The 6,529-nt window shown below is 74.0% G+C and carries 6 protein-coding genes; all 6 read right to left on the reverse strand.

From position 1 onward, the window contains the following. Positions 1 to 101 precede the first annotated feature (101 nt). Positions 102 to 1,553 carry a ribonuclease Y gene (rny, locus tag BI06_RS40615; protein WP_043476971.1) on the reverse strand — a complete coding sequence of 484 codons (1,452 nt, stop codon included), beginning with the start codon at positions 1,551 to 1,553 and terminating at the stop codon, positions 102 to 104. 233 nt (positions 1,554 to 1,786) lie between these two features. Further along, on the reverse strand, positions 1,787 to 2,854 hold the full coding sequence (locus tag BI06_RS40620; protein WP_051742868.1) for a regulatory protein RecX: 1,068 nt from the start codon (positions 2,852 to 2,854) through the stop codon (positions 1,787 to 1,789). Positions 2,855 to 2,858: 4 nt separating this feature from the next. Continuing rightward, positions 2,859 to 3,977, reverse strand: a complete 1,119-nt coding sequence (gene recA, locus BI06_RS40625) for a recombinase RecA (RefSeq protein ID WP_030396674.1) — start codon at positions 3,975 to 3,977, stop codon at positions 2,859 to 2,861. A gap of 154 nt (positions 3,978 to 4,131) precedes the next feature. After that, positions 4,132 to 5,274, reverse strand: coding sequence for an AI-2E family transporter (locus BI06_RS40630; RefSeq protein WP_279617280.1), 1,143 nt, complete (start codon positions 5,272 to 5,274; stop codon positions 4,132 to 4,134). Between the two features lie 240 nt (positions 5,275 to 5,514). Further along, on the reverse strand, positions 5,515 to 5,709 hold the full coding sequence (locus BI06_RS40635; protein WP_030396676.1) for a DUF3046 domain-containing protein: 195 nt from the start codon (positions 5,707 to 5,709) through the stop codon (positions 5,515 to 5,517). After that, positions 5,706 to 6,344, reverse strand: a complete 639-nt coding sequence (locus tag BI06_RS40640; RefSeq protein WP_063795136.1) for a GNAT family N-acetyltransferase — start codon at positions 6,342 to 6,344, stop codon at positions 5,706 to 5,708. The genes BI06_RS40635 and BI06_RS40640 overlap by 4 nt, the downstream gene beginning before the upstream one ends. Positions 6,345 to 6,529: the final 185 nt, after the last annotated feature.

A 6,529-nucleotide genomic window follows, 5' to 3' on the forward strand; every position in this document is an offset into this window, starting at 1 on the left:
GCCGGTCCGCCCGTCCGGGCGCTGACCGGGCGGGCGAACGGGGCGGCGGCCGAACGGGCCGAACGCCCGACGGGCCGAGGCCGGGCTCACCGGGCCGCCTGCTACCTGGCCACCTCGGTCGCCCGGCTCTCGCGGACCACGGTGACCCGGATCTGGCCCGGATAGGTCAGCTCCTCGGCGACCTGCTTGGCGACCTCACGGGCGATCACCTGCGCCCCGAGGTCGTCCACCACCTCCGGCCGGACCATCACCCGCACCTCCCGGCCGGCCTGCATCGCGTAGACGGTGGCCACGCCGTCGTGCGCCCGGGCGATCTCCTCCAACCGCTCCAGCCGCCGCACATACGCCTCCAGCGACTCCTTGCGCGCGCCCGGCCGCGCGCCCGAGCAGGCGTCGGCGGCCTGGGTGAGCACCGCCTCCACCGTCCGGGGCTCCACCTCGCCGTGGTGCGCGGCGATCGCGTGCACCACGTCCGCCGATTCGCCGAACCGCCGGGCCAGGTCGGCGCCGATCGCCGCATGGCTGCCCTGGACCTCGTGGGTCAGCGCCTTGCCGATGTCGTGCAGCAGCGCCGCGCGCCGCACCGGCTCCGGGTCCACCCCGAGTTCGGCGGCCATCATCCCGGCCAGGTGCGCCGACTCCACCAGGTGGCCGAGCACGTTCTGCCCGTACGAGGCCCGGTAGCGCAGGGTGCCGAGGGTACGGACCAGCTCCGGGTCCATGGCGCCGACCCGGACGGCGAGCAGCGCGTCCTCACCGGCCCGTACGCAGCGGCGCTCGACCTCGATCCGGCTGCGCTCGTGCACGTGCTCGATCCGCAGCGGGTGGATCCGGCCGTCCTCCACCAGCTGCTCCAGGGTGAGCCGGGCGGTCTCCCGGCGGACCGGGTCGAAGCAGGAGAGCTGCACCACCGAGGGCGTGTCGTCGATGATCAGATTGACGCCGGTGACGGCCTCGAAGGTCCGGATGTTGCGACCCTCGCGTCCGATCACCCGGCCCTTCATCTCCTCGTTGGGCAACCGGAACACCGACACCGCGGTCTCGGCGGTCTGTTCGGCCGCCAGCCGCTGGATCGCCCCGGCCAGGATGCCCCGGGCCCGCTGCTCGCCCTCCTCGCGGGCGGCGCGCTCGATCTCCCGGACGGCGACCGCGGCCTCCCGGCGGGCCTCCGATTCGGCCTCCCGGACGAGTTCGGCACGGGCCTCGGCTGCGGAGAGCCCGGCGGTCCGCTCCAGCTCGGCCTCGCGGCGCCGGAGGAGTTCCCCGGCCTCCGCCGCGGCGCGGGCCAACGCCGCCGAGCGCTCGGCGAGTTCGTCCTCGCGGGTGCGCAGTCGGTCGAGCTCCCCGGCCAGCCGCTCCTCGCGCCGGTCGAGTTCGGCCCGCAACCGGTCGGCCTGCTGCTCGGCCTGCCGCCGGGCCCGTTCGGCCGCTGCGGCCGCGCGGCGGCGAGCGACCCTCGACCGCCGGGCCAGTAGCCACGCTGCCGCCAGGACCACCAGTAGGACGGCCGCCGAAAGGGAAGCGGCCGATCCGGCGCTCACCGCGATCCTCATGCTGCCCACTCCCCGTCCCGCCGCGGCACGCCGCCCGGGACCACCGCGCGGCCGCCCGGAACAGCCCGGTCACAGGCATGGCCGGGCATACGGCCGGGGCGTCCGAGGGACGGTCGACGTGCTCCCGCACTGAGTGCGAGGCTAAGCGCGGGTTACGAAACGGTCAAGACTGGCCAGGCAGTTGACCAACCCTCCGGTAACAGTCGGGGCGGAGCGACCCGCCCGGGCCCGCCTCAGTCCTGGTAGCCGTCGCCCTCGTTGCCGTACTCGTCCCCGTCGCCGTACTCGTCCGCGGCCCCCTCCGCGTCCAGGGCGTCGCGGACCACCCGGAAGGCCAGGCCCTCGGAGTAGCCGCGCCGGGCGAGCAGCCCGACCAGCCGGCGGGTGCGGGTCTGCCGCTCCAGGCCCCGGGTGGCCCGGAGCCGCCGGTCGACCAGGGCCCGGGCCGCCTCGGTCTCGTCGTCGTGGTCGAGCTGGGCCAGCGCCTGTTCGGCGAACTCGCCGGAGATGCCCTTGGTCCGCAGCTCCTGCGCCAGCGCACGCCGGGACAGACCGCGGACGCTGTGCCGGGACTCCACCCAGGCCCGGGCGAAGGCCGCGTCGTCGATCAGCCCGACCTCCTCCAGCCGGGTCAGCACCTCCTCGGCCACCTCGTCCGGGATCTCCCGCTTGCGCAGGGCGTCGGCGAGCTGCTTGCGGCTCTTGGCCGCGCCCGTGAGCAGCCGCAGGCAGATGTCCCGCGCCCGGCTCTCGGGATCGGCCGGCTCCTCGGTCCGGGCACCGCGGCCCGCCCCGCGACGGCCCGGGCCCCGGCCCGTACCCTCGCGGCCCTCATCGCCGTCGTGCCCCTCGTGGCCCCCGCCCCCGGAGACACCGGCCCCCCGGGTGCGGCCGGACCGACGCCTCGGGCGCTCCGCCGGGAACGTCGGAGCAGGGTCGGCCGCACCCCCGTGACCGTCCGACCCCGCTCCCTCGCCCCGGCCGCCCCCGACGGCCGGGCCGTCCTCGGCCTCCAGGGCCGAGCGCCGCCGGCGCCGCCCCGCGGGCAGCTCGGAGGCCTGGACCAGCCCCAGCTCGCCCACGTCCGCCGGGCGGGCCGCTCGGCGCTTCACCGCCCGGGCGCGCTCCGGCGCGGGCTCCGGCTCCCACGCCGGATCCCACACCGCTTCCGGCCAGGTCGTCGGCTCGGGCTGCGCCGCGGCCCGCGCCCCGGTCCGCGGCGAGGCGACAGCCGCGAACCAGTCCGGCGGCCCGTGGTCGTCGTCCTCCTCGGGGCCGACCGGCCCACTGTGCTGCGTCAACGGCTCAGGCCTTGGCGGCGGCCGCCGTCGTCTTCTTCGCCGCGGCCGTCTTGGCGGCGGTCGCGGTGATCGGCTTGGCCGCACCCTCGGCGTCACCCGCCGCCTCGGCCTCGGCCGGCTCCTCCACCTTCGGGCCGATGCCCAGCTTGCTCTTGAGCTTCCGCTCGATCTCGTCGGCCAGCTGCGGGTTGTCCCGCAGGAAGTTGCGGGCGTTCTCCTTGCCCTGGCCCAGCTGGTCGCCCTCGTAGGTGTACCAGGCGCCCGACTTGCGGATGAAGCCGTGCTCCACGCCCATGTCGATCAGGCCGCCCTCGCGGCTGATGCCCACGCCGTAGAGGATGTCGAACTCGGCCTGCTTGAACGGCGCGGCGACCTTGTTCTTGACGACCTTGACCCGGGTGCGGTTGCCGACCGCCTCGGTGCCGTCCTTCAGGGTCTCGATCCGGCGGATGTCCAGCCGGACCGAGGCGTAGAACTTCAGCGCCCGGCCACCGGTCGTGGTCTCCGGCGAGCCGAACATGACGCCGATCTTCTCCCGCAGCTGGTTGATGAAGACCGCGGTGGTGTTCGACTGGTTCAGCGCACCGGCGATCTTCCGCAGCGCCTGGCTCATCAGCCGGGCCTGCAGACCGACGTGGGAGTCGCCCATCTCGCCCTCGATCTCGGCGCGCGGCACGAGCGCCGCCACCGAGTCGATGATCACCAGGTCGATCGCGCCGGAGCGGATCAGCATGTCGGTGATCTCCAGCGCTTGCTCACCGGTGTCCGGCTGGCTGACCAGCAGGGCGTCGGTGTCCACGCCGAGCTTCTTGGCGTACTCCGGGTCGAGCGCGTGCTCCGCGTCGACGAAGGCGACCGTGCCGCCGGCCCGCTGGGCGTTGGCCGCCAGGTGCAGGGTCAGCGTGGTCTTGCCGGAGGACTCCGGGCCGTAGATCTCGACCACCCGGCCGCGCGGGATGCCGCCGACCCCGAGCGCGACGTCCAGGGCGGTGGAACCGGTGGAGATCACCTCGATCGGCTCGTTCGCCTTCTCGCCGAGGCGCATCACCGAGCCCTTGCCGAACTGCCGCTCGATCTGCGCGAGCGCCGTCTCAAGGGCCTTCTCGCGGTCCGTACCTGCCATGGCTTCCACCCTCGGGTTCTGTGCTGTGCGCTTCATCGTCCTCGACGCTAGCGCCTCCCACCGACAATCGGCCCCGACCGGGCTCTGCCTGGGGAAAACTCTGCGCCGGAGAGTACAAAGAACAAGTGTTCGAATCAAGCCGGAGCCGTTCGGACTACTTCCTCCCGGAGTCCCCGCCGACCATCCGCCGCAGCCGCCGGGCCGCCTCCCGCCGCAGCTCGCGGCGGTGCCGGCGCTGCTCGCCGCGGTCGATCCGCGGGTCCGTGGCCACCTCGTAGCGGCGCACGTACGTCCCGACGAATCCCTGCAGGGTGGCCGCCGCCGGGATCGCGATCAGCGCGCCGACCGCGCCCAGCAGCGCCGCGCCCGCGATCACCGAGCCGAACGCCACCGCCGGGTGCACGTCGACCGTCCGCGCGGTGATCCGCGGATGCAGCAGGTAGTTCTCGATCTGCTGGTAGACCACCACGAAGGCCAGCACCCAGAGCGCGTCCACCGGCTGGGGGGTGGTGAGCGCCACCAGCACCGGCAGCGCCCCGGCGAGGTAGGTGCCGATGGTGGGCACGAACTGCGACATGACGCCGACCCAGACCGCGAGCGCGGCCGCGTAGGGCAGGTCCAGCAGCGCGAACATCACCCAGTGCGCCAGCGCCGACACCACCGCGAGCAGGGCCCGCGAGTAGAGGTAGCCGCCGGTCTTGGCGAGCGCGATCTCCCAGGCCCGCAGCACCTCCGCCTGCTTGGCGGGCGGCAGCATCGAGCAGACGGTCCGCCGCACCCGGGGCCCGTCGGCGGTGAAGTAGAAGGTGAAGAGCCCGACGGTGAAGGCCTGGAAGAGCCCGCCGATCAGGGTCGAGGAGACGCCCCAGACGTTGTCCGCGGCCTGCTGGGCGTAGGTCTCGATCGCACCGGAGTCCTTGAGCAGCTTCTTCTGCAGCTCGTCCAGCGAGAGGTCCTGGTGGAAGGTGCTGTTGATCCAGGCGATCAGATTGTCCAGCAGGTGGGGCAGGTCGCCGGCGATCTTCGCGACCTGGTCGACCAGCAGGGTGCCGAGCGCGGTCAGGAACCCGGCCACGGCGATCGCCACCGCGACGAAGACCAGGAAGGTGCCGATGCCCCGGCGCACGCCGCGGGCCGCCATCCGGTCCACAGCCGGTTCCAGCGCCAGCGAGAGGAAGAACGAGACCAGCAGCATCACGAAGAGGTCGATCAGCTGGTGGAAGGCCCAGTCGGCGAGCTGGAACACCCCGACCAGGACCAGGGCGAGCACCATCGCGCGCGGCAGCCAGCGCGGCATCCCGGTACCCCAGAGACCGTCACCCGCGGTCCGGGCCCCGGTCGGTCCCTCGGGCGGGCCGGGCGGGGAGGCGGGCGGAGGGCCCGCGGCCTCGTCGGCGACCTGCGCCGACCTGTCCGAATTCGGCTGTTCTGCACTGCTTGCCACCCGCACAGTTTGACCCATGCCCGACGAACGTTCGAGCAACGGCCGAGGGTTCGCCGGACCGGGGTCGGCGCCGGTCCGGCGCGGGGGCCGGGGTCAGCGGAGCACGCCGGAGACACCCTGGGTGTCGCAGACGACCCGCCAGACGTCCTTGGCCTCCTGGCCCGCGTCCAGCGCCTGCCGGACGGTCCGCCCGCCCAGTTCGCTCATCACATGGTCGCTCGCGAACGACTCCGCGTACGCCTCCCCGAAGTGCTCGTACATTCGCCGCCAGAACTCCGTCAGCCTCATGCCCCCAGTATCCCGGACCACACATCGGCCGGTCCGGGCACTCGGGGACCGGGTCGCTCGGCCCGGGCCGCTCGGACTGCTTCCGCCGCCGCCCAGTCGGCGGCCGTCAGGGCGTACTCGACCTCGCCGTGCTCACTGCCCGCGATCGTCTCCGGGTAGTCCTCGTGGAACGTGCGCACGTACGACAGCCCGGCCTTCTCCATCACCCGCCGGGAGCCGCTGTTGACCGTCATCGTGTACGCCACCACTCGCTCGACGCCCAGCCCGGTGAAGCCCCGGCGGACCAGCGCCCGGGAGCCCTCGGTGGCGTAGCCGTGCCCCCAGGCCGCGCGGCGCAGCCGGTAGCCCAGCTCGACCTCGGCGCGGTCGCCGTGGAGCGACCGGAACTCGAACCAGCCGAGGAAGGCGCCGCCCTCCCGCTCCTCGGCGGCCCACCAGCCGAGGTCGCCGAAGCGCCGGTAGTGGTCGAAGTAGAGCGGCAGCAGGGTGTCCTCGACCACCGCGCGCGGGGTGGGCCGGCCACCGGTGAGGTAGCGGGTCACCTCCGGGTCGGAGTCCAGCTCCACCAAGGCGTCCACGTCGGCGGCGGTGAAGCGGCGCAGCACCAGCCGCTCGGTGGTGAGGAAGGTGTCCATCCCTCGATCCTCGACCCGCCGGCACCGCCCCGTCATCCGGTTTTCCGCGGCCCTCCGTCCCCGCGCCACCCGTCCGGCGCGGCTGCGACTGCGGCCCCGGCGCGGGGCGGGGACGGGGGCGGGGGAGGCTCAGTGCGGCAGCACCAGCGCCCCGGCGCCGTAGAACTCGTGGTCGCCGCAGACGT

This window comes from Kitasatospora sp. MBT66, assembly GCF_000710405.2.
GTDB lineage: Bacteria > Actinomycetota > Actinomycetes > Streptomycetales > Streptomycetaceae > Kitasatospora > Kitasatospora purpeofusca.

Coding starts and splice junctions, on each gene's coding strand:
- rny (WP_043476971.1), bottom strand. CDS start 1,553: ATGAGGATCGCGGTGAGCGCCGGATCGGCCGCTTCCCTTTCGGCGGCC.
- recA (WP_030396674.1), bottom strand. CDS start 3,977: ATGGCAGGTACGGACCGCGAGAAGGCCCTTGAGACGGCGCTCGCGCAG.
- BI06_RS40635 (WP_030396676.1), bottom strand. CDS start 5,709: ATGAGGCTGACGGAGTTCTGGCGGCGAATGTACGAGCACTTCGGGGAG.
- BI06_RS40630 (WP_279617280.1), bottom strand. CDS start 5,274: ATGCCGCGCTGGCTGCCGCGCGCGATGGTGCTCGCCCTGGTCCTGGTC.
- BI06_RS40640 (WP_063795136.1), bottom strand. CDS start 6,344: ATGGACACCTTCCTCACCACCGAGCGGCTGGTGCTGCGCCGCTTCACC.